This is a genomic window from Streptomyces sp. NPDC051105, assembly GCF_040682795.1.
GTDB lineage: Bacteria > Actinomycetota > Actinomycetes > Streptomycetales > Streptomycetaceae > Streptomyces.
This window is the reverse complement of sequence record NZ_JBFBBR010000011.1, coordinates 184,466-204,822: the sequence shown is the minus strand read 5'-3', so window position 1 is coordinate 204,822 and position 20,357 is coordinate 184,466. Positions and strand designations below refer to the sequence as shown.

Annotated in this window: 17 protein-coding genes; 7 read left to right on the top strand and 10 right to left on the bottom strand. The window is 70.1% G+C overall.

Annotated elements, in window-relative coordinates; translation table 11 throughout:
- Window positions 1-233 precede the first annotated feature (233 nt).
- The gene (locus tag AB0N16_RS27085; RefSeq protein WP_365800978.1) at window positions 234-1,217 is read right to left on the bottom strand and encodes a DUF5937 family protein; all 984 of its coding nucleotides are present in this window, start codon (window positions 1,215-1,217) and stop codon (window positions 234-236) included.
- 141 nt (window positions 1,218-1,358) lie between these two features.
- Between AB0N16_RS27085 and AB0N16_RS27080 the strand changes: the two genes are divergently transcribed.
- Window positions 1,359-1,805 (top strand): peptidase inhibitor family I36 protein, encoded by a 447-nt coding sequence (locus AB0N16_RS27080; RefSeq protein WP_365800976.1) that lies wholly within the window; start codon window positions 1,359-1,361, stop codon window positions 1,803-1,805.
- Between the two features lie 98 nt (window positions 1,806-1,903).
- On the opposite strand, the gene rbsD is transcribed toward AB0N16_RS27080, so the two are convergent.
- From rbsD to AB0N16_RS27045, 7 genes are all read right to left on the bottom strand, one after another.
- Complete coding sequence (rbsD, locus tag AB0N16_RS27075; RefSeq protein ID WP_365800974.1) at window positions 1,904-2,293, bottom strand: D-ribose pyranase; 390 nt, start codon at window positions 2,291-2,293, stop codon at window positions 1,904-1,906.
- Window positions 2,290-3,192, bottom strand: coding sequence for a ribokinase (locus AB0N16_RS27070; protein WP_365800972.1), 903 nt, complete (start codon window positions 3,190-3,192; stop codon window positions 2,290-2,292). Before AB0N16_RS27070 ends, rbsD begins: the two co-directional genes overlap by 4 nt.
- A 73-nt stretch (window positions 3,193-3,265) precedes the next feature.
- The gene (locus AB0N16_RS27065) at window positions 3,266-5,212 is read right to left on the bottom strand and encodes a substrate-binding domain-containing protein (RefSeq protein ID WP_365800970.1); all 1,947 of its coding nucleotides are present in this window, start codon (window positions 5,210-5,212) and stop codon (window positions 3,266-3,268) included.
- On the bottom strand, window positions 5,202-6,731 hold the full coding sequence (locus AB0N16_RS27060) for a sugar ABC transporter ATP-binding protein (protein WP_365800968.1): 1,530 nt from the start codon (window positions 6,729-6,731) through the stop codon (window positions 5,202-5,204). The genes AB0N16_RS27065 and AB0N16_RS27060 overlap by 11 nt, the downstream gene beginning before the upstream one ends.
- Complete coding sequence (locus AB0N16_RS27055; protein ID WP_365800966.1) at window positions 6,728-7,807, bottom strand: LacI family DNA-binding transcriptional regulator; 1,080 nt, start codon at window positions 7,805-7,807, stop codon at window positions 6,728-6,730. The genes AB0N16_RS27060 and AB0N16_RS27055 overlap by 4 nt, the downstream gene beginning before the upstream one ends.
- Window positions 7,808-8,122: 315 nt before the next feature.
- Complete coding sequence (locus AB0N16_RS27050) at window positions 8,123-8,998, bottom strand: PhzF family phenazine biosynthesis isomerase (protein ID WP_365800964.1); 876 nt, start codon at window positions 8,996-8,998, stop codon at window positions 8,123-8,125.
- 221 nt (window positions 8,999-9,219) lie between these two features.
- On the bottom strand, window positions 9,220-10,002 hold the full coding sequence (locus AB0N16_RS27045) for a VOC family protein (protein WP_365800962.1): 783 nt from the start codon (window positions 10,000-10,002) through the stop codon (window positions 9,220-9,222).
- A gap of 59 nt (window positions 10,003-10,061) precedes the next feature.
- Here AB0N16_RS27045 and AB0N16_RS27040 point away from each other — a divergent pair, with 59 nt between their 5' ends.
- Together AB0N16_RS27040 and AB0N16_RS27035 are read left to right on the top strand one after the other, a co-directional pair.
- The gene (locus AB0N16_RS27040; protein ID WP_365800960.1) at window positions 10,062-10,253 is read left to right on the top strand and encodes a hypothetical protein; all 192 of its coding nucleotides are present in this window, start codon (window positions 10,062-10,064) and stop codon (window positions 10,251-10,253) included.
- A gap of 241 nt (window positions 10,254-10,494) precedes the next feature.
- Window positions 10,495-11,631: an alpha/beta hydrolase gene (locus tag AB0N16_RS27035; RefSeq protein WP_365800958.1), complete on the top strand. Its 1,137-nt coding sequence runs from the start codon at window positions 10,495-10,497 to the stop codon at window positions 11,629-11,631.
- 145 nt (window positions 11,632-11,776) lie between these two features.
- On the opposite strand, the gene AB0N16_RS27030 is transcribed toward AB0N16_RS27035, so the two are convergent.
- Window positions 11,777-12,181, bottom strand: coding sequence for an ATP-binding protein (locus tag AB0N16_RS27030; protein WP_365800956.1), 405 nt, complete (start codon window positions 12,179-12,181; stop codon window positions 11,777-11,779).
- A gap of 178 nt (window positions 12,182-12,359) precedes the next feature.
- Here AB0N16_RS27030 and AB0N16_RS27025 point away from each other — a divergent pair, with 178 nt between their 5' ends.
- The 4 genes from AB0N16_RS27025 to AB0N16_RS27010 all read left to right on the top strand — a co-directional run bounded on the left by AB0N16_RS27025 (window position 12,360) and on the right by AB0N16_RS27010 (window position 17,309).
- On the top strand, window positions 12,360-13,196 hold the full coding sequence (locus tag AB0N16_RS27025) for a helix-turn-helix transcriptional regulator (protein WP_365800954.1): 837 nt from the start codon (window positions 12,360-12,362) through the stop codon (window positions 13,194-13,196).
- A gap of 5 nt (window positions 13,197-13,201) precedes the next feature.
- Window positions 13,202-13,387 carry a DUF397 domain-containing protein gene (locus AB0N16_RS27020; protein WP_365800950.1) on the top strand — a complete coding sequence of 62 codons (186 nt, stop codon included), beginning with the start codon at window positions 13,202-13,204 and terminating at the stop codon, window positions 13,385-13,387.
- A 122-nt stretch (window positions 13,388-13,509) separates the two neighbouring features.
- Window positions 13,510-15,768, top strand: a complete 2,259-nt coding sequence (locus tag AB0N16_RS27015; protein ID WP_365800948.1) for an ATP-dependent RecD-like DNA helicase — start codon at window positions 13,510-13,512, stop codon at window positions 15,766-15,768.
- Between the two features lie 251 nt (window positions 15,769-16,019).
- The gene (locus AB0N16_RS27010; RefSeq protein WP_365800946.1) at window positions 16,020-17,309 is read left to right on the top strand and encodes a citrate synthase; all 1,290 of its coding nucleotides are present in this window, start codon (window positions 16,020-16,022) and stop codon (window positions 17,307-17,309) included.
- Window positions 17,310-18,061: 752 nt separating this feature from the next.
- On the opposite strand, the gene AB0N16_RS27005 is transcribed toward AB0N16_RS27010, so the two are convergent.
- A complete protein-coding gene (locus AB0N16_RS27005) occupies window positions 18,062-20,335 on the bottom strand; it encodes a heavy metal translocating P-type ATPase (RefSeq protein WP_365800944.1) in 2,274 nt (757 codons plus the stop codon).
- Between the last annotated feature and the right edge of the window lie 22 nt (window positions 20,336-20,357).

Below are 20,357 nucleotides of genomic sequence, written 5' to 3'. Positions count from 1 at the left end.
CCCACGGCAGCCAGGGGCGCCGCCCGCGGCCCGGGTCGTCGCCGCCGACGGTCCGGGGAAGAAAATCTTGGAACGGCGTACAACCCTCCCCCCACCCTGCCGGTCTTCTTGCTGTCAGGACTTTCGGAGGGGGATCCGGGGGGATCGCGGGGGTTCTGATGCGGAGGGGGTAAGCCGAGGGGGTTCGATCGACGGATCGGGCCCCCTCGAAGCATGTCCGGCCCCGGCCGGGGTCAGCGGCCGCCGGGTCCGGTGCGCAGTAGGGCGGCGCCGAGCGGGGTCAGGGTGTGCAGGACCGTGTTGGCGTGGCGGTGGCTGGTGATCAGGCCCGCGTCGCGCAGTACGGCGGTGTGATGGCTTGCCGTCGTGGGTGTCACACCGGCCCGGCGGGCGGCCTCGGTGGTGGTGGAGCCGGTCGCGCTGGCTCTCAGGATGGCGGCGCGGCTGGGGCCGAGCAGCGCGTTCAGCGGTGGGGAGTCGGCCTGCGGGGTCGCCGCCGGCGGGTGGTGGAGGGGGTAGAGCAGCACGGGCGGGAGGCCGGGGTCGGCCAGGGCGATGGGGGTGTGCCAGCAGAAGTGCGAGGGGATCAGGAGCAGCCCCTGCCCGTCGAGGTGGACATCGCGGTGGTCCGGATACGGATCGATCTCCAGGACCGGTGGCCGCCAGCGGATCGTGGGGCCGAGTCCGGTGAGCATGCCCTCGGTCCCGGCGTGGAACAGGGTGTGGGCGTGCCGGGCCCGCTCGGCGTGCAGACGTTCCTGGATGGCCTCCTCGTGAGGGGCGATCACGGCACGGTGGTAGGCGCGCAGGGCGCCCACGAGTTGTTCGCGCATCTCCCGCTCGGTGAGCCGGCCTGCCCAGGCCGGGGCACCGACGGCCCGGGTGAGCAGGTCGACCTCGCTCGCGACCCGCTCGTAAGGCGTCGCCAGAACGGCCTCCAGTCCGGCGTCCAGCCCCTGGATGCCCTCCGGCGGCGTCAGGAAGTCGGGGAAGTAGCTGGCGCGCGGGAAGAGCGGCAACAGGAAGGTCTTCACCGTCCGTTCGAGCCCGGTCCGGCGTAACGAGGCACACGCCGTACGGAACCACGGCCCGTAGGCCCAGCGGCCGTCGCGGGTCTGGAGCCGGTGCAGACTGACCGCGATCTCCCAGAGCGCGTGCGGCTCGGTCGCCACTCTGACCTTGGTGAGGTCCTCGGACGTGAAATGAAAGCGGAGCATCCGTTTCTCCGGTGGGCCCCCGTCGGCTGCCTGCGATGTGTCAGTGCACTCGCAGGAGCATGACAGCGACATAACCGACCGGGAACATGAGTTCCCGCCAGTCGTAGGCGAGTTGGCACCATTCACGAGAAAGGGCACGGGATGTCCTCGTACGAGCAGGAGCACGACCGTAAGTCCAGCCGCACACCTGGTCGGGGCCGGAGGGCCTTCGTCGCCGCGTCGCTCACCATCGCCACGGCCGCCCTGGGCCTGATCGCACCGAGTGCCGCGAGTGCCTCGACGCAAGCGGCGTGGGACTGTCCGAGCGGCGATCTGTGCGTCTGGACCGGTACCGCCGGCACGGGCAGCCGGTGCACGTGGGCGAACGCCGACGCGGACTGGTACAACACCCCCACCGTGTGCTCGTGGGCCGACAACCAGGTCGTCGGGTCCGCCAAGAACAGCGGCACGTCGTCCTCGTACAACTGGGTCATCCTCTACACCGGTGCGAACTACACCGGTACCGGCTACTGCATCGCGCAGCACGGCGACACCTGGGCGAACCTCAACGTCAAGTTCCGTTCGCACCGCTGGGAGGCTTCCTGCTGATCGGCGGATGACGGACCGGCGGGCCCCGGAAAGTGCCGGGACCCGCCGATCCGTGCTGTTCCCTGCCGATCCGTGCCGTCTCCCGCGGGCCCGGCCTTCTAGAAGAACACCCCGCACCGCAGCAGCACGTTCGCGTACGGCCGGGCCTCGCCCGTGCGGACCACCAGGTGGGCGCCCTCCGACAGCTCCTTCAGCCGCTCGTGCGGGACCAGCGCCAGGTCGGGAAAGTGCCCGTCCAGCAGCTTGGCCGCGGCGGGATTGGCCCCGTGTATCTCGGTCGCCGCCGTCGCGCCCTCCACGACCAGCTCGGCCAGCAGCCCCTCCAGCACCTCGGCGAAGGACGGCACCCCGGCCCGGAAGGCGAGGTCCACGACCCGCGGCCCCCGCGGGATCGGCATCCCGGCATCGCAGACCAGCACCCCGTGCCCGTGCCCCAACTCGGCGAGCGCACCGGAGAGATGACGGTTGAGGATCCCCGCCTTCTTCACAGCGCCTCGACCTCCGCCGCCGTCGGGTACGAGTCCTGCGCGCCCCGCTTCGTCACCGCCGCCGCCCCGACCCGGGCCGCGTACGCCGCCGCCTCCGCCAGCGAGGCGCCCGCTCCCAGCCGTACCGCCAGGGCCGCCGCGAACGCGTCCCCGGCACCCGTGGTGTCCACCGCGTCCACCTTCACGGACGGGACGGACCCGACCCCGTGCGCGTCGGCGACCAGCGCGCCCTCCGCGCCCAGTGTCACCACCACCGACTTCGGGCCCTTCGCGAGCAGGAGCCGTGCCCAGTCCGCCGGTTCCTCGCTCACGCACGCCTCGCCGAGCAGCACCTTCGCCTCGTGCTCGTTCACGATCAGCGGGTCGCAGGCCGCGAGGACCTCACCCGGAAGGGGCCGCGGCGGGGACGGGTTGAGCACGAACCGGCTGCCGGGAGCCAGGTTCCGTACCACCTCCACCACCGTCTCCAGCGGGATCTCGAGCTGCGTGGAGACCACCCGGGAGGTGTGGAAGAGGCTGACCGCGGCCCGTACGTCCGCCGGTGCGAGCCGGCCGTTCGCACCCGGCGAGACCACGATGCTGTTGTCGCCGGAGGGGTCCACGGTGATCAGCGCGACGCCCGTGGGCGCCCCGCCCGCCAGCACGCCCACCGTGTCCACCCCGGCGGCCCGCTGGGAGTCGAGCAGCAGCCTGCCGTGCGCGTCGTCGCCGACCCGGGCCAGCAGGGCGGTGCGGGCGCCGAGCCGGGCTGCCGCGACCGCCTGGTTGGCGCCCTTGCCGCCGGGGTGCGTGACGAGGTCGCCGCCGAGCACGGTCTCCCCGGCGGCCGGCCGCCGCTCGACCCCGATCACCAGGTCGGCGTTGGCCGATCCCACGACCAGGAGGTCGTAGTCGTACATGAAGTGACTCCCTAAGAGAACGAGTTGAGGCGGCCGGGCTCGGCAGGTGCCGCCCGGCCGCCTCCTTGGTACCTCAGCCCGTGAACCCGGCCACGTTCTCCTTCGTGACCACCTTCACCGGCACCTTGATCGTCGACTCCACCTTCTTGTCCTGGATCGCCTTGAGCGCGTTGTCCACGGCGATCTTCCCGAGCTGGCTCGGCTGCTGGGCGACCGACGCGTACAGCGTGCCGTTCCTGACCGCGGTCAGGCCGTCCGGGGTGCCGTCGAAGCCGACCACGGACACCGACGTACCGGCCTTGGAGCCGAGCGCCTTGATCGCGCCGAGGGCCATCTCGTCGTTGGCGGCGATGACGCCCTGGACGTCGGGGTGGGCCTGGAGCAGGTTCGACATCACGTCGAGGCCCTTGGTGCGGTCGAAGTCGGCCGGCTGCTGGGCCACCACCTGGATCCCGGGGTAGGCCTTGAGGCCGTTCGCGAAGCCCTGCGCCCGCTCCCGGGCGGCGGAGGTGCCGGCCTGGCCCTGGAGGATCACGATCTTGCCGTTGCCGCCGAGCTTCTCGGCGATCGTCTTGGCGGCCAGCTCACCGCCGGTGACGTTGTCGGAGGCGACCAGCGCGTCGGTCTTGGCGTTGTTGACGCCCCGGTCGACGGCGATGACCGGGATGTCGGCCTTGTCGGCGGCCTTCACGGAGTTGCTCGCCGCGTCCGAGTCCACCGGGTTGACGATGATGGCGCCCAGTCCCGAACTGGTGAAGTTCTGGAGCTGGTTGGCCTGCTGCGAGGCGTCGTTCTGGGCGTCGGTGACGGTCAGGTCGACGCCCAGCTTCTTCGCCTCGGCCTGGGCACCGGACCGGATCTGCACGAAGAACGGGTTGTTCAGGGTGGACAGGGACAGGCCCATCTTCGGGTTGCTGGACGAGGAGCCGGTGTGCAGCAGGGAGGTCGCGGCGACGAGTCCGACGGTGACGACGGCCGCCAGCGCGTACGTCCCCGCCTGCTTGCCCTTGTTGCCCCCGGTACCGGCGGCCACCGGGGTCGCCCCGGCCTTGCGGCGCACGGTGTCGAGGAGCACGGCGAGCGCGATGACGACACCGATCACGACCTGCTGCCAGAACGCCGACACGTTCAGCAGGTTGAGGCCGTTGCGCAGCACCGCCAGGATCAGCGCGCCGATGAGCGTCCCGGACGCCTTGCCGGTACCGCCGGCCAGCGACGCGCCGCCGATCACCACCGCCGCGATGGCGTCCAGTTCGTAGCCGTTGGCGGCCTGCGGCTGCGCCGAGGAGAGCCGGGCGGCCAGCACGATGCCGGCGACGGCCGCGAACAGCCCGGACAGCGCGTAGATGGCGAGCTTCTGCTTGTTCACCCGCAGCCCGGAGAGCCGGGCGGCCTCCTCGTTGCCGCCGATCGCGTACATCGAGCGCCCGATGTACGTCCGGCCGAGGACGAAGGCCGCGATCAGTCCCATGAGGACCATGACGAGGACCGGCACCGGCAGCCAGCCGCCGAGCGTGTCACCGAGGTGCGAGACCGAGTCGGGGAAGGCGATGGGGGAGCCGTCGGAGATCACCAGCGAGAGGCCGCGGGCCACCGACAGCATGGCGAGCGTCGCGATGAACGGCGGCAGCTTGCCATAGGCGATGAGGAAGCCGTTGACGAGTCCGGCGGCGATGCCGGTGGCGACGGCCAGCAGGACGGCCAGGAAGACCGGCACCCCGTGCGAGGTGGCGCTCCACGCCAGCATGGTGGCGGACAGGGCCGCCACCGAGCCGACCGACAGGTCGATGCCCGCCGCGACGATCACGAAGGTCGCGCCGAAGGCGAGGATGGCCGTCACGGCCGCCTGGACGCCGACGTTCAGCAGGTTGTCGGTGGTGAGGAAGTCCCCCGACAGCGCCGACATGGCGATGACGAGGACGATCAGCGCGGTGAGCGCGCCGTTGTCGAGGAGCAGCCGGCGCACGCCGGAGACGCCACTGGCGCCCGCGTTCCCGCTCTTGAGCGTGTCAGTGGCCACGTCCGGCCTCCTTGTCGGTTGCGGTGGTGGTGGGGGTGCTGACGGCGAGTGCCATCACGGAGTCCTGGGTGGCCTGGTCGGCGGAGAGTTCGCCCGCGATCCGGCCCTGGGCCATCACCAGCACCCGGTCGCTCATCCCGAGGACCTCGGGCAGATCGCTGGAGATCATCAGTACGGCGGCTCCGGCGGCCGTCAGCTCGTTGATCAGCTGGTAGATCTCGACCTTGGCGCCGACGTCGATGCCGCGCGTCGGCTCGTCGAGGATCAGCACCTTGGTCTCGGCGAGGAGCCACTTGCCGATGACGACCTTCTGCTGGTTGCCGCCGGAGAGCGTGCGCACGTGCTGACCGAGCCCGGCCATCCGCACGCCCAGCTGCCCGGCGATCCGCTCGGCGGCGACATGCTGCGCCTTGAGGTCGACGATCCCGGCCCGGGTCGCCCGGCGCAGGGTCACCAGGCCGAGGTTCTCCTCGACGGAGGCGTCGAGGACCAGCCCCTGCCCCTTGCGGTCTTCGGGGACGAGCCCGATCCCGGCGGCCATCGCCGCGTTCACGTCGGACCGCCTGAGTGCCGTACCGGAGACCTTGACGGCCCCCTTGTCGTACGGATCGGCCCCGAACACGGCCCGCACGACCTCCGTGCGGCCGGCACCCACGAGCCCCGCGACGCCGACCACCTCACCGGCGTGCACCTCGAAGCTCACGTCGTGGAAGACGCCGTCCCGGGTCAGCCCGTCCACGGACAGCAGCGCGGCACCGGTCTCGGCCCGCTCGCGCGGGTACTGCTGCTCGATGGACCGCCCGACCATGAGCCGAACCAGCTCGTCCTGCGGGGTGTCGGCGGCCACCTGCCCGACCGACTTCCCGTCCCGGATGACGGTCACCCGGTCCCCGACCGCGGCGATCTCCTCCAGGTGATGGGTGATGAAGACGATCCCGACCCCGTCCTCGCGCAGCTGCCGCACGATCGCGAAGAGCTTGTCCACCTCCTCCGAGGTGAGCACGGCGGTCGGCTCGTCCATGATGAGCACGCGCGCGTCCAGGCTGAGCGCCTTGGCGATCTCGACCATCTGGAGGCGGGCGATACCGAGATCACGCACCCGCGCGCGGGGCGGCACATTCACCCCGACCCGCTTGAGCAGGACCTCGGCGTCGGCCTCCATCCGCTTCCGGTCGATCATCCCGAGGCGGCGCGGCTGCCGGCCCAGGAAGATGTTCTCGGCGACCGTGAGATCGGGTACGAGGTTGAACTCCTGGTAGATGGTGGCGATCCCGAGGCGCTCGGAGTCCTGCGCACCATGGATGCGCACCTCCTCGCCACCGGCCAGGATCCGCCCTTCGTCGGGCGTGTAGGCACCGGAGAGCATCTTGATGAGAGTGCTCTTGCCGGCGCCGTTCTCACCGAGGAGTACGTGCACCTCGCCCCGGCGCAGATCGAAGTCGACGCCGTCGAGCGCGACCACTCCGGGGAAGGACTTCCGTATGCCCTCGATGCGCAGCAACTCGTCCGGGTTGCTCACGATGTGCTCCTTTGCACAGGGGTCTGGTTCTCGCCACGGTTCGCGTCGCGATTCCCGTCGGGGTTCGGGCCGCGATTCCCGTCCGGGTCCGCGCCGCACGAGCGGCGCACGACGAGCCGGGCGGGGAGGGTGACGGACTGCGGAGGCCGCCCCTCGATACGGTCGATCAGCGCGCGCACGGCGGCACGTCCCAGCTCACCGGTCGGCTGGGCGATCGCCGTGACCGGCGGATCGGTGTGCACGAACCACCGGATGTCGTCGAACGCGGCGAGCGCGATGTCGTCCGGCACCCGCAGGCCACGCGCGCGTACGGCGTCGAGTGCGCCGAGCGCCATCAGGTTGTCGGCGGCGAAGACGACCTCGGGCGGCTCGGGCAGGTCGAGGAAGCCCTCGGTGACCCGCCGTCCGCTCTCGGCCTGGAAGTCGCCCTGGCCTATGTAGGCGTCGGGGAGGGGGATGCCGTACTCGGCGAGCGCCTCCCGGAAGGCCTGCACACGCTCACTGCCGGTGGTGGTGGCCGCGGGGCCCGCGATGATCGCGAGCCGCCGGTGCCCGAGCCCGTGCAGATGGGCGACGAGATCCCGTATGGCGGCGTGTCCGTCGGCCCGTACGACGGGCACGTCGACGCCCGGGATCCACCGGTCCACGAACACCATCGGCGTCCCGCCGCGCGCCGCCTCCAGCATCAGCGGCGAGCCGCCGTCGGTGGGGGAGACGAGCAGCCCGTCGATACGGCGGTCGAGCAGCGTCCGCACGTGGTGATCCTGCAGCTCCGGCCGCTCGTCGGCGTTGCCGATGATCACGCTGTAGCCGTGCGCGCGGGCTTCTTCCTCGACCGAGCGGGCCAGTTCCGTGAAGTACGGGTTGAGTACGTCGCTGATGACCAGGCCGAGGGTGCGGGTCTGGTCGGTGCGCAGGGAACGGGCGACGGCGTTCGGGCGGTAGCCCAGCGTCTCGACGGCGGCCAGCACACGGGTACGGGCGTCGGCGCTGACCGACGGATGGTCGTTCAGGACACGGGACACCGTGGCGACGGAAACACCCGCCGCGGCGGCCACGTCCTTGATGCTCGCCATCGCCGCTCCACCTCCTCGTGGAACTCATGGAATCGATTACACGCACTGCGTACCGAGGATTGGAATCGATTACACGGCGGCTGGGCAAGAGGTGTGGGATGGCCGAAACCGAATCGTGACCCTGCGGGAGGCGGTGCGGGAGGCGGTGCGGGAGGGCGCGGGTCCGTCGTCGGTCGCGGGTGCGTCGGGGCCGGTCGCGCAGTTCCCCGCGCACCTTCGGGACGCTGCGGTGAAGCGCCCTGCAAGGGGCGCGGGGGACTGCGCGACCAGCCCCCACCGGCCCGCACCCGACCACGGCGGGCCCGGCGGTGCCCGTCAGCCGATGCGGGTTCCCGTGCCGCTGACGCGGACGCGCGGATCGCCCGCGTGCAGGGTCACCGTCAGTTCGCCGGGGCGGCCCAGGTCCTCGCCCTGGTGCAGGGTGAGGACGGCGTCCTCGGCGACCAGGCCCAGCTCACGGGCGTACGCGCCGAACGCGGCGGCCGCGGCACCGGTCACCGGGTCCTCGACGACGCCTCCGACGGGGAACGGGTCGCGGACGTGGAACACGGTGGCCGACTCCCGCCACACCAACTGCACCGTGGTCAGGTCCAGGCGGTGCATCAGCGCTTCCAGGCGCGCGAAGTCGTACGCGAGATCCGCGAGGCGCGCCCGGGTCGCCGCCGCGAGCACGAGATGACGGGCACCGGCGAACGCGATCCGGGGCGGGAACGCCGGGTCGAGATCGGCGGCCGGCCAGCCGAGCGCGGCGAGCGCCTCCGCGAGGTCGGCCTCGGCGACCTCCTCGATGTGCGGCTCGACGCTGGTGAGGGTGGCCGTGACCGTCCCGCCCTCCTCGCTCACCGCGACCGGCACGGTGCCGGCGGGCGTCGCGAACACCAGCTCCCCGGGGCCGATCCGTTCGGCGAGTGCGATCGCGGTCGCGATGGTGGCGTGCCCGCAGAACGGCACCTCGGCCTTCGGGCTGAAGTAACGGATGGTGTACGCCCGTTGTCCGTCGCCGCCGAGGCCCTCCGGGGGCGCGGTCAGAAACGCGGACTCCGAGTAGCCGAGGTCGGCGGCGATCGCCAGCATGGCATCGTCGTCCAGGCCGCTGGCGTCCAGTACGACACCGGCGGGGTTCCCGCCCTCGGGACGGTCGGAGAAGGCGGTGTATCGCAGTACCTCGGGGTGCGGCGCATTCGTCGTCATGGTCGCGCAACACGGCCTGGTCGCACGGCTATTCCGGCCGGTGCGGCCCTCGCCGGACGCGGCGGCCGGAGCCGCGGCCCGCGTGCTCGGTTCCCGCGCCCGTCCCCCTCCCCTTCCACCGTCCGTGCGGCGGTCACCTCAGGGGCGTCCAGAGCCGTACGGAAGGCGGAAGGGGGCCGAACCCGGCGCTGCCGGCGCGCAGTTGAGCCACCGACCGCGTCCTACATCGGCTTCGGCTTGAAGACCGCGAAGGTCGCGCCCTGCGGGTCGGCGACCACCGACATCCGGCCGGCCATCATCTCGAACGGCGGTGCCAGTACTGATCCGTTGCGCTTGACCAGCGCGTCCACCGTGGAGTCGACGTCGTCCACCGCGAAGTACGTCAGCCAGTGCGGCGGGACGCCGGGCCGGTCGTCGCCGAGCTGTGCGGCACCGCCGACGGCCTTGCCACCGACGTTCAGCGACCAGTAGTCCCCGTCGGCGCCCTCCATCGGCTGGATCTCGATGCCGAAGGACTCGCCGTAGAAGCCGGTGGCGCCGAGTACGTCGCTGGTGTTCAGCTCGTTCCAGATCAGCGTGCCCGGCTCGTTGACCAGCCCGGCGCCGTGGAACTCGCCCGGCTGCCACACCCCGAACACCGCGCCCTGCGGGTCGGCGGCGATCAGCATCCGGCCGAGTCCGCCGACGTCCATCACCGGGGCCAGCAGGGTGCCGCCCGCCGAGACGATCGCGTCCTGGGTGGCCGGCGCGTCGGTGCTGGCGAGGTAGGTGGTCCAGACGGTCGGCGGCTCCGGCTGCCCCTCGGGCGCCATGGCGGGACCGATGCCGGCCACCGGCTTGCCCCGCAGCGTGCAGACCGCGTACCCGCCGAACTCGCCCGGGCCGACCTCGCCCTGCCAGCCGAACAGGTCACGGTAGAAGTCCAGCGCGGCCTGCTGGTCCTGCGCCATCAGGTCGACCCAGCACGGGGTGCCGGTCGGGTACGGAGTAGTGATCTCGGGCATGTCCAGCTCTCCCTGCGTGCGCGCGAAAACGTCCCCCGCCGCAACCATCACCGGCCGCCGTGGATCCCGCCACCCGAGCCGCCGGGGTTGTTACGGTCACCACCGGGCGGACACCGGCCCGCGAGGCAGGTGCCCCCGCGAGGCAGGTGCCGTACGCGGAGGAGTCCTCGGCGGTGTGGCACTGGATCACCGAAGAGCAGCCGCAGGCGACGACCGACCTGGTCGTTGACTTCCTGCGCCGGGCGCGTTGAAAGTCGGTCCCTGACCGGGTCAGCCAGCCGACCGGTCCACTAGGTACACTCGTGTGCCGGACGCCGTTCCCCAGGCGCGGACCGCCGACCTGTGATGGAGGGTAGGGGCTATCAGAAGAGAGGAAGCTGGTCGGTGATCTCGCCCTGTCCGCCCGGCCGTCGAGGCGCCGCCCGGCCGGAAACAAGCAATCATTGATCACCTGCCTGACCGGTGATGGCGACTGCCGGGGAGGGGTATCCCATGATCAACAGGCGTACGTTCAACAAGACCGTCGGCACGGGCGCGGCCACGCTGGCCGGACTCCAGGCAAGCGCGAAGGCCGCGTCCGCCCACCAGGCGGAGGGTGACCCTCCGACCCCGGCGGTGTCCCCGACGCCTACGGTGCCCATGGTCACACCGGGCACTCATACGTCCTTCGGCAAGGTGAAGCACGTCAAGGCGGGCGTGCTGGACATCGGCTACGCCGAGGTGGGCCCGGCGCACGGCCCCGTCGTCATCTGCCTGCACGGCTGGCCCTACGACATCCACAGCTTCGTGGACGTCGCCCCGTTGCTCGCGGCGCAGGGCTACCGGGTCATCGTCCCTTACCTGCGCGGACACGGGACCACGCGCTTCCTGTCCGCCAAAACCGTCCGCAACGCCCAGCAGTCGGCGGTCGCCCTCGACATCATCGCCCTGATGGCTGCTCTGAAGATCCAGCAGGCCCTTCTCGCCGGCTTCGACTGGGGATCACGTACCGCCGACATCATCGCGGCCCTGTGGCCCGAACGCGTCAAAGGCCTGGTGTCCGTAAGCGGGTACCTCATCACCAACGTCGAGGCACAGAAGAAGCCTCTGCCCCCCAAGGCCGAACACACCTGGTGGTATCAGTACTACTTCAGCACCGAGCGGGGTCGCCTAGCCATGGAGGACAAGACATACCGGCACGATCTGTGCCGTCTCGTCTGGGACGAAGTCTCTCCCACCTGGCACTTCGACAACGCCACGTTCGAGCGGACGGCCACCGCGTTCGACAATCCCGACTACGCGGCGATCGTCATCCACAACTACCGCTGGCGGCTGGGGCTCGCCGACGGCGAACGCCGGTACGACCGGTACGAGAAGGTACTCGCCACGCGCCCCGTCATCGGAGTGCCGACGATCACGATCGATCCCGAGCTCGACCCGTTCACCGCGCCCGGCAACGGGGCGTCGTACCGCGATCGGTTCACGGGCAAGTACGCGCACCGCGCACTCAAGGGCGTCGGCCATGACATGCCGCAGGAGGCACCCACCGCCTTCGCCCAGGCGGTGGTCGACGTGGACCACTTCGACGGCCGTCCCGGGGCCGAACCACACCGTTCCCAGGGCCCGGCGAGATCATCATCACCGTCCTGAACGGCGAGCCCGATCGCGCTGGACAACGGCGGCGACCCTGGGCGCACTCCCTGAAACCCGACGGCGGCCGCCGCATCTTCGACCAGCTCCTGGTCTGGGGCCCGGCGTAGGCCCTGACGCCGCGCCACCTCGTGCGCCCGCGCTATTACGCGGCCGCCAGCTCGCACCACACGTACTTGCCCCGGTTGCCGAACCTGGACAGCGGCTGCCATCCCCACAGATCCGAACAGGCCCGTACGAGCGCCAGCCCCCGCCCCTCCTCCGCCTCCCCGAGTCCCTCCAACGGCACGGGCGGCTCCGGCGGTTCCGGGTCCGCGTCCCACGCGCCGATCCGCAGCGTCCCGGGCGGCGACCACCGGACCCGCAGGGCCGCGGGTCCCTTCGTATGCCGTACGGCGTTGGAGACCAACTCGGTCGCGAGCAACTCGGCGACCTCGAGGAACCGCGTCATCCCGTGCGCGGTGAGGATCAGTCTGAGCGTGTGTCGGCTGACGGTGACGGCACGGAGGTCGTTGGGGATGGTGAGCGTGTACTCCCAGGCTTCGGGCATGCGTCATCAACTCCGGTGGTGGTGGGGGAGTTTCACGCGCGGTGGCGTTGCCGCAGCCGTCGTGGCAGGACGGGGCGGTGCACTTCCGCTGCGTGAGCGGTACGTCACTGACGGTAGGGCTAACATGTGTACCCGAGCAAGCCGATCGCGTGATCCGCACCCGAACGAGGAGCAATTGATGCCCCTGAGGCGCGAAGCAACCGCACGTCAGATGCGTTTGGGAGTCGAACTGCGCCGACTCCGTGAATACGCGGGACTCACAGCCATCGAGGCAGCAGCGCTGCTCGGGGCAAATCGCTCCCAGATGAGCCATCTCGAATCCGGACTCGCGGGTGTGAGCGAGGAGCGGCTGCGGCGCCTTGCGTCCCACTACGCCTGCACGGACGAGACGTTCATCGATGCCCTGGTCGCCATGGCTACCGACCGGACGCGCGGCTGGTGGGAGGACTTTCGGGGTTTGCTACCCACGTCGTTCCTGGACCTCGCGGAGCTGGATCACCACTGCTCGTTCCGGCATGAGGTAGCCATCCTGTATGTGCCGGGTCTGTTGCAGACGGAGGACTACGCGCGGGCAGTCTTCTCTGCCAGGTTGCCTGAACTCACGTCTGATGAACTTGAGTTGCGAGTCTGTCACCGCATGCGACGGCAGCAGATCATCATGCCGTACAAGTTGGTGATCCACGAGTCGGCCTTGCGTATCAGGGTCAGTGACCGTGCTGCTTCCCGAGCCCAACTCGTGAGACTCGTTGAACTCTCGGAAGCCGACCACATCACCTTGCGTATCATCCCTTTCGACCTGGATGGGTTCGCCACAGCCTCAAGCACGATGACCTACGTAGGTGGCCCGGTGCCCAAACTGGACACGGTGGTGCGCGACGCCCCCCACGGCTCACTCCTTATCGATTCCGAGGCTCAGCTCAGCGTCTATCGAACTCGCTTCCGTAGGGTTGAGGATGTATCACTTGAGCCCGACCGATCGCGTGACTTCATCCACAAGCTGGCGAAAGAGCTGTGAGGCCCATGGATATCTGGCGGAAGTCGTCGTACTCAGGCGAGGGTGACGGCAACGACTGCGTGGAAATAGCCACCACCTCCACTCGTACAGCCGTCCGAGACTCCAAGGCCCCGACCCGCGCCGTCTTGGTCTTCCCAGTCGGAGCCTTCACCACCTTCCTCGACGCCCTGAAGATGCACCCCCACCCGTAAACTTCCGGCGTGGCATTCATGAGCGCCCACGCCCGCTGGACCGTGTCGGCGGGGTGATCAGCGCCCACGCGTAGCCGCCGACCGCCGCCGCCCCTGTCAGTCCCCACCGGTACCGTCGGTTTATGGCTCAGCAGACGGGGACCCCCACCGGCGAACGACGGCTCGCCACTGTCGAAGGCGTGCTGGAACGGATCACCTACGCCAACGAGGAGAACGGGTACACGGTCGCCCGTGTCGACACCGGCAGAGGCGCCGGTGACCTCCTCACCGTCGTCGGTGCGCTGCTCGGCGCGCAGGTGGGGGAGTCGCTGCGGATGGAGGGGCGCTGGGGGTCGCACCCCCAGTACGGCAAGCAGTTCACCGTCGAGAACTACACGACCGTGCTGCCGGCCACCGTCCAGGGCATACGGCGCTACCTCGGCTCGGGCCTCGTCAAGGGCATCGGGCCGGTCTTCGCCGACCGGATCACCCAGCACTTCGGCATGGACACCCTCCGGATCATCGAGGAGGAGCCGAAGCGGCTGATCGAGGTCCCCGGTCTCGGCCCGAAGCGGACGAAGAAGATCGCCGACGCGTGGGAGGAGCAGAAGGCGATCAAGGAGGTGATGCTGTTCCTCCAGACCGTCGAGGTGTCCACGTCCATCGCCGTGCGCATCTACAAGAAGTACGGCGACGCCTCGATCTCCGTCGTGAAGAACCAGCCCTACCGGCTCGCCGCCGACGTCTGGGGCATCGGGTTCCTCACCGCCGACAAGATCGCCCAGTCCGTCGGGATTCCCCATGACAGTCCGGAGCGGGTGAAGGCGGGGTTGCAGTACGCCCTGTCGCAGTCCGCCGACCAGGGGCACTGCTATCTCCCCGAGGAGCGGCTGATCGCCGACGCGGTCAAGCTGCTCCAGGTCGACACCGGGCTCGTCATCGACTGCCTGGCCGAGCTGGCCGCGCCGCCCGAGGACGGGGAGGACCCCGGTGTCGTACGGGAGAAGCTGCCCGGGCCCGCCCCCGACGCCGAACCCGTCACCGCCGTCTACCTCGTTCCCTTCCACCGCGCCGAAGTGGCGCTCGCCTCCCAGCTGTTGCGGCTGCTGCGCACCGGCGACGACCGGATGCCGTCGTTCAAGGACGTCGCCTGGGACAAGGCGCTCGCCTGGCTGAAGGACCGGACCGGTGCCGACCTGGCCCCCGAGCAGGAGGCCGCCGTCCGGCTCGCCCTCACCGAGAAGGTCGCCGTGCTGACCGGCGGGCCGGGCTGCGGCAAGTCGTTCACCGTCAGGTCGATCGTGGAGCTGGCGCGGGCCAGGCGGGCCAAGGTGGTCCTCGCCGCCCCCACCGGCCGTGCCGCCAAGCGGCTCGCCGAACTGACCGGCGCCGAGGCCTCCACCGTGCACCGCCTGCTGGAGCTGAAGCCCGGCGGTGACGCCGCCTACGACCGGGACCGCCCGCTGGACGCCGACCTGGTGGTGGTCGACGAGGCGTCGATGCTGGATCTGCTCCTCGCCAACAAACTGGTGAAGGCCGTACCGCCCGGTGCGCACCTGCTGTTCGTCGGGGACGTCGACCAGCTGCCGAGCGTCGGGGCGGGCGAAGTGCTGCGCGATCTGCTCGCCGAGGACAGTCCCCTCCCCGCCGTCCGTCTCACCCGCGTCTTCCGGCAGGCCCAGCAGTCGGGGGTGGTGACCAACGCACACCGGATCAACGCGGGGCAGCAGCCGGTCACCGACGGTATGAACGACTTCTTCCTGTTCGTGGAGGACGAGACGGAGGAGGCGGGCAGGCTCACCGTCGACGTCGCCGCCCGCCGGATTCCCGCCAGGTTCGGGCTCGATCCACGGCGGGACGTGCAGGTGCTCGCGCCCATGCACCGGGGGCCGGCGGGCGCGGGCGTGCTCAACGGTCTGTTGCAACAGGCCATCACGCCCGGCCGGCCCGACCTCGCCGAGAAGCGGTTCGGCGGCCGGGTCTTCCGGGTCGGCGACAAGGTCACCCAGATTCGCAACAATTACGAGAAGGGCAAGAACGGTGTCTTCAACGGCACCGTGGGCGTGGTCACCTCGCTCGACCCGGTCGACCAGCGCCTCACGGTGCTGACCGACGAGGACGAGGAGGTTCCCTACGAGTTCGACGAACTGGACGAACTGGCCCACGCCTACGCCGTGACCATTCACCGTTCACAGGGAAGTGAATATCCCGCCGTGGTGATCCCGGTCACCACCGGTGCCTGGATGATGCTCCAACGGAACCTCCTCTACACGGCGGTCACCCGGGCCAAACAGCTGGTCGTCCTCGTCGGTTCACGCAAGGCCATCGGTCAGGCGGTGCGCACCGTGTCGGCAGGCCGGCGCTGTACGGCGCTGGACTTCCGGCTCCGCGGCGGCTCCTAGACGGGCCCGTGGGCGGCTCGTGGCGGGGTACTTCGGGCTCATCACAAAAAATGATCGATCAAATGAGTCGTGAAGGTCACAGAGCACTTCCAGATGGGGAGACAAGGGGGCAGGATGAGCAGGTTGGCGGCACTGAGTGCCGTTGATAGGCCTGTTGGTCGACCCCGAGTGCACTCTCCTGAGCCAAATGGGGGATGGTAGAGACAGTCAGGGCACCTCGAAGATGAGGCACTACGTCGGTGAGGGAAGACGTGAGCGACAACTCTGTAGTACTGCGGTACGGCGACGGCGAGTACACCTACCCGGTGGTCGACAGCACCGTCGGCGACAAGGGCTTCGACATCGGGAAGCTCCGCGCCCAGACCGGTCTGGTGACCCTGGACAGCGGATACGGCAACACTGCCGCCTACAAATCTGCCATTACTTACCTCGACGGCGAGGCGGGCATCCTTCGGTACCGCGGCTACCCGATCGAGCAGCTGGCGGAGCGCTCCACCTTCCTGGAGGTGGCGTATCTGCTGATCAACGGTGAGCTGCCGACCGTCGACGAGCTCACGACGTTCAAGAACGAGATCACGCGGCACACCCTGCTGCACGAGGACGTCAAGAACTTCTACCGGGGCTTCCCGCGCGACGCCCACCCGATGGCCATGCTGTCGTCGGTGGTCTCGGCGCTGTCCACCTTCTACCAGGACAGCCACAACCCGTTCGACGCGAAGCAGCGCGACCTCTCCACCATCCGCCTGCTCGCCAAGCTTCCGACGATCGCCGCGTACGCGTACAAGAAGTCGGTCGGCCACCCGTTCGTCTACCCGCGCAACGACCTCTCCTACGTGGAGAACTTCCTGCGCATGACGTTCTCGGTGCCGGCGCAGGACTACGAGCTGGACCCGGTCGTCGTCTCGGCGCTCGACAAGCTGCTGATCCTGCACGCCGACCACGAGCAGAACTGTTCGACGTCGACGGTCCGTCTGGTCGGCTCGTCGCAGGCGAACATGTTCGCCTCGATCTCCGCCGGTATCTCCGCCCTGTGGGGTCCCCTGCACGGCGGCGCCAACCAGTCCGTGCTGGAGATGCTGGAGGGCATCCAGACCTCCGGCGGCGATGTCGACTCCTTCATCCGCAAGGTGAAGAACAAGGAGGACGGCGTCCGCCTGATGGGCTTCGGCCACCGGGTCTACAAGAACTTCGACCCGCGCGCCAAGATCATCAAGGCTGCCGCGCACGACGTCCTCTCCGCCCTGGGCAAGTCCGACGAGCTGCTGGACATCGCCCTGAAGCTGGAGGAGCACGCGCTCTCCGACGACTACTTCGTCTCGCGCAGCCTCTACCCGAACGTCGACTTCTACACCGGCCTGATCTACCGCGCGATGGGCTTCCCGACCGAGATGTTCACGGTCCTGTTCGCCCTCGGCCGGCTGCCGGGCTGGATCGCCCAGTGGCAGGAAATGATCAAGGAGCCGGGTTCCCGCATCGGCCGCCCGCGCCAGATCTACACGGGTGTCGTCGAGCGCGACTTCGTGCCGGTCGAGGAGCGCTGACACCGGCCGGTCAGGGGGCGCCGTCTCCATCGGTGCCCCCCGCCGCTCGGGCACAGCCGCTCGGGCACAGCCGCGCGGGCACAGCCGCGCGGGCACGGATGCGGTGGAGAACCGCAGACAGCGGAAAACCGCAGACGGCGGAAAACTGCAGACAGCGGAAAACTGCAGACGGCGGAAAACCGCAGACGGCGGAAACCGCAGGCATACGCATAGCAGAAGGCGCCCTGGAGCGCCGGTCCCCCCACGGGCCGGCGACCAGGGCGCCTTCCCGTGTCCCGGTGCGGATTCCCCCCACGGGATCCGGCCGGGCGCTCGGTATGGCAGCGCCTGAATTCGCTGCTTTGAGTACGACGAGCAGAACTCGCCGTACTACATGTCGTACTCCAGTGATGCGGTGCGATCTGCCGGGACCCGTACCGCACGGGAGGGCCGCTCAAAGCTTCCCGTCGTACGTGTCCCGGCAACGCATCTCTGAGGAAGTCCCCCAAGACATCCCCAGATGCCAGGTCAGCGCCCCCCAAGACGCTGGTCTGACATCGCCAACTTAGACCTTCGAACCCCTTCGATGGTTACGTTCGCATCACTGTGATCTGCGTCTCTTGCATATGTCCGTTAGATGCGCAAGAGCCCCGATACGGCGATCGGAGCTCAAGCGTAAGGATGATGCACGAGCCTTGTGAAGAGCTTATGTGAGGTGCGCGTTGGACTCCAGGGGGACTTCCGCATCCGCTGCCGCGAACCGGCGGTAACTTTCAGCGGAAGGTGCGCAGCCGCAGACTGTTGGTCACCACGAACACGGACGAGAAGGCCATCGCGGCCCCCGCGATCATCGGATTGAGCAGCCCGGCGGCGGCCAGTGGGAGCGCGGCCACGTTGTAGCCGAAGGCCCACACGAGGTTGCCCTTGATGGTGGCGAGGGTCCGCCGGGAGAGCCGGATCGCGTCCGCCGCCGCCCGCAGATCGCCGCGCACCAGGGTCAGATCGCCGGCCTCGATCGCCGCGTCCGTCCCGGTGCCCATCGCGAGCCCCAGGTCGGCGGTGGCCAGCGCCGCCGCGTCGTTGACGCCGTCGCCGACCATGGCCACCGTGCGCCCCTCGCGCTGCAGCCGTCGTACGGCGTCGACCTTCTCCTCGGGCAGCACCTCGGCGATCACGTCGCGGGAGTCGATCCCGACCGCCCGGGCGACCGACTCGGCCACCGCCCGGTTGTCCCCGGTCAGCAGCACCGGCGTCAGCCCGAGGCCACGCAGCGCGCGCACCGCCTCGGCGCTGGTCTCCCGGACCGTGTCCGCGACGGCGAGGACACCCCGGGCCCGGCCGTCCCAGCCGACCAGGACGGCCGTACGGCCCTCCTCCTCGGCCCGGGAGCGGGCGGCGGTCAACTCCTCCGGTACGGCGTCGAAAAGGCGCCCCACGGCCACCTCGCGGCCGTCCACGCGTCCGCGCACGCCCCGTCCGGGAACGTTCTCGAAGTGCTCGGCGGCGGGCAGGGCCCCCACCCGCTCCTCGGCCCCCGCGGCGATCGCCCGCGCCACCGGATGCTCTGAGGCGTGTTCGAGGGCGCCCGCGAGCCGCAGCACCTCGTCCTTGTCGGCGCCGTCGGCGACGTACACCTCCTGGAGGCTCATCCGCCCGGTGGTCACCGTCCCGGTCTTGTCGAGGACGACGGTGTCGACCCGGCGCGTGGACTCCAGCACCTCCGGGCCCTTGATGAGGATGCCGAGCTGCGCGCCCCGCCCGGTGCCGACCATCAGCGCGGTCGGCGTGGCCAGGCCCAGGGCGCACGGGCAGGCGATGATCAGCACGGCGACGGCGGCGGTGAACGCGGCGGCCGTGTCACCGGTGACACCCAGCCAGACCCCGAAGGTCGCGAGCGCGATCAGGATGACGGCGGGCACGAAGACGGCGGAGATCCGGTCGGCGAGCCGCTGCACCTCGGCCTTGCCGTTCTGCGCGTCCTCCACCAGCCTCGCCATCCGGGCGAGCCGCGTGTCGGCCCCGACCCGGCCGGCCTCGACGACCAGCCGCCCGCCCGCGTTCACGGTGGCCCCGGTGACGGCGTCGCCCACGGTCACGTCCACCGGTACGGACTCGCCGGTCAGCATCGACGCGTCGACCGCCGAGGCGCCCTCGACCACGGTCCCGTCGGTCGCGATCTTCTCGCCGGGCCGTACGACGAACCGGTCGCCGACCACCAGCGACGTCACCGGAACCCGCACCTCGCGCCCGTCCCGCAGCACCGCCACGTCCTTGGCGCCCAGCTCCATCAGCGCCCGCAGGGCCGCCCCCGCCCGCCGCTTGGAGCGGGCCTCCAGATAGCGGCCGAGCAGGATCAGCGCGACGACCCCGGAGGCGACTTCGAGGTAGATCGAGGACGCGCCCCCCATACCGCCGTCCGCCCGGGAGACGGTGAACCGGAACTCGTCGTGCAGGCCCGGCATGCCCGCGTCACCGAAGAACAGTGCCCACAGCGACCAGCCGAACGCCGCCAGCGTGCCGACGGAGACCAGGGTGTCCATGGTGGCCGCGCCGTGCCGGGCGTTGGTCCAGGCGGCCCGGTGGAACGGCAGGCCGCCCCAGACGACGACCGGAGCCGCGAGCGTCAGGGAGAGCCACTGCCAGTTGTCGAACTGCCACGCCGGAACCATGGCGAGCAGCACCACCGGCGCGGCCAGCAGGGCGGAGACGAGCAGGCGGTGGCGGAGGGCGGCGAGTTCGGGATCCCGCTCGGGCTCGGCCGCCGGCTCGGGTCGCGGCTCCGGGGGCGCGGGCTCCTCGGCGGTGTACCCGGTCCTCTCGACCGTGGCGATCAGGTCGGCGACCTGAACCCCCCCGGGGTATGTGACCTTGGCTTTCTCGGTCGCGTAGTTCACGGTGGCGGTGACGCCGTCCATCCGGTTGAGTTTCTTCTCGATCCGGGCGGCGCAGGAGGCGCAGGTCATACCGCCGATGAGGAGTTCGACCTCGGCCGTCGGGCCGACGGCCGGCCCGGCTATCCGTGTCTCTGCGGTGGTGGTGCTGGTCATGTCCGGACTCCAGACAACGGAC

Coding starts and splice junctions, on each gene's coding strand:
- AB0N16_RS27085 (WP_365800978.1), bottom strand. CDS start 1,217: ATGCTCCGCTTTCATTTCACGTCCGAGGACCTCACCAAGGTCAGAGTG.
- AB0N16_RS27080 (WP_365800976.1), top strand. CDS start 1,359: ATGTCCTCGTACGAGCAGGAGCACGACCGTAAGTCCAGCCGCACACCT.
- AB0N16_RS27070 (WP_365800972.1), bottom strand. CDS start 3,192: ATGTACGACTACGACCTCCTGGTCGTGGGATCGGCCAACGCCGACCTG.
- AB0N16_RS27055 (WP_365800966.1), bottom strand. CDS start 7,807: ATGGCGAGCATCAAGGACGTGGCCGCCGCGGCGGGTGTTTCCGTCGCC.
- AB0N16_RS27050 (WP_365800964.1), bottom strand. CDS start 8,998: ATGACGACGAATGCGCCGCACCCCGAGGTACTGCGATACACCGCCTTC.
- AB0N16_RS27045 (WP_365800962.1), bottom strand. CDS start 10,002: ATGCCCGAGATCACTACTCCGTACCCGACCGGCACCCCGTGCTGGGTC.
- AB0N16_RS27035 (WP_365800958.1), top strand. CDS start 10,495: ATGATCAACAGGCGTACGTTCAACAAGACCGTCGGCACGGGCGCGGCC.
- AB0N16_RS27030 (WP_365800956.1), bottom strand. CDS start 12,181: ATGCCCGAAGCCTGGGAGTACACGCTCACCATCCCCAACGACCTCCGT.
- AB0N16_RS27025 (WP_365800954.1), top strand. CDS start 12,360: ATGCCCCTGAGGCGCGAAGCAACCGCACGTCAGATGCGTTTGGGAGTC.
- AB0N16_RS27020 (WP_365800950.1), top strand. CDS start 13,202: ATGGATATCTGGCGGAAGTCGTCGTACTCAGGCGAGGGTGACGGCAAC.
- AB0N16_RS27015 (WP_365800948.1), top strand. CDS start 13,510: ATGGCTCAGCAGACGGGGACCCCCACCGGCGAACGACGGCTCGCCACT.
- AB0N16_RS27005 (WP_365800944.1), bottom strand. CDS start 20,335: ATGACCAGCACCACCACCGCAGAGACACGGATAGCCGGGCCGGCCGTC.